Here is a 1,543-nt window from a genome sequence, read left to right as displayed (position 1 = left end):
GATTCAACGGATGGCAAGGGCAAGAGAAAACCGGTGATGCAAACGTCCGCTGCGTGCGTGCTCGCCACGATCGGCTTCGCGTGCCTCACAGTCTGGGGCACCTATATCGTGTTCTCGCCTGCTCTTCCGCTTCTATCCTTCGAGCCGCTGGAAATCGCCATCCTGTGCCTTATCGTCTCGCGCGTGGTGATGGACGCGTGCCTCGCTTTCTGTTCGAAGTTCCCCGACTTCGTGTTCAGGAGAATGCGGCCCTTGGTTCTGCCGGGCTCGCTGCTTCTGTTCGCCCCGGCATTTATTCTGGCGGGTGCGAGCTGGGCGGGCCTTGTTCCCGAAGGGTGGCGCATGCCCTGCGCGATCGCGGTCTGGGTGCTGCTTGGCGCGGGGGAACTTTCGCTCTCGCTTGTGTGGACGGTGCTCTTCAGCATGATGGCCCCGAGGTGGACGGCAATATCGATCGCGGTCGGCGGCGCGCTGGCCACCCCGCTCTTTCTCCTGGTTGCAGGCGCGGGAAGCCCGCTCATGGGCCTGTTCGGCCTGGCGTTCATCGTGATCTCGTGCATGGTGCTCGCCTCCATTCTCGTCTCCCGCGTCGACCCCGATACCTTGAAGGCGATGGAAGGCTACCAGCGCGACCCCTCCATCACGCTCAAGGCTGCGGCCTCGATCGCCGCGAACGGGATGGCGTATGGGTTCGTTGTCGTGATGCTTGCGCTTTCGGGCGTCGGGGCGGTGCTCATTGCCTCGGCGGCGGGCATCGTAGGCTCGGGCGTTGCGATCTTCTGGGCGACGAAGCGGACGAAGTCTCGTTGGGATATGAGCGGCATGCAACGCCTCACCGTTCCGATTGTCGCTGCATCCATCCTGTTCATTCCCTATTTCGGGCATACTGGGCGCATTGTGTGCGGCGCCGTCGCCGTGGGAGCGTTCGCCTACGCGACGCTTATGGAATGGACCGACCTTGTGGTGTCGAACGCCGAGTTCCAGCTCTACCCGGTGAAGCGCTACGCGATGGGGCGCCTTGCGCAGTGGACCGGCTTCGCGCTCGGCGTTGTCGTTGCGTTCTTCGCGTTCCGCGCAGGCGACGTGGCGATCGAGGGCTTAGGCGAGCTGTCCTGCGTGATCGCGATCATCGTCGTCGCGGCTTTTTCGCTCTACGGCGCTGACGATTCCGAAACCGAGGACGCCCTGTTGTCCCTCATGACGGCGAGCGCGGAATGCCCGCCCTCGATCGACCCGCCGAAGAACGCGTCGCCCTTCCGCGACCGCTGCCGCGCTATTGCCGAGCAGTACGACCTGTCGCCGCGCGAGGCTGAGGTATTCACGTGCCTCGCGAAGGGCAGGAACGCCGAATACATCCAGCAGAAGCTGTTCATCAGCTCGAACACCGCGAAGACGCACATCACGCATATCTACCGGAAGATGGGGATCAACTCCCAGCAGCGCCTGATCGACCTGGTCGACCGGGAGGAACAGCCGCCCGCCCGAGAGGAGCGCGACACCCGCGACACCCGCAACGCACGTGGGGCCCGCGAGGCACGTGAGG

1 protein-coding gene is annotated in these 1,543 nt (G+C 64.2%); it reads left to right on the top strand.

All coding sequences use genetic code 11. The annotated features are described in order from the left end of the window. Positions 1-36: 36 nt before the first annotated feature. Positions 37-1,543, top strand: a 1,507-nt coding sequence (locus Q0G18_RS09435) for a LuxR C-terminal-related transcriptional regulator (protein ID WP_297152455.1), incomplete at its 3' end; no start/stop codon positions are given.

Source organism: uncultured Ellagibacter sp. (assembly GCF_934636505.1).
In the GTDB taxonomy this organism is placed as follows: domain Bacteria; phylum Actinomycetota; class Coriobacteriia; order Coriobacteriales; family Eggerthellaceae; genus Ellagibacter.
This window is presented reverse-complemented; position numbering and strand designations above follow the sequence as displayed.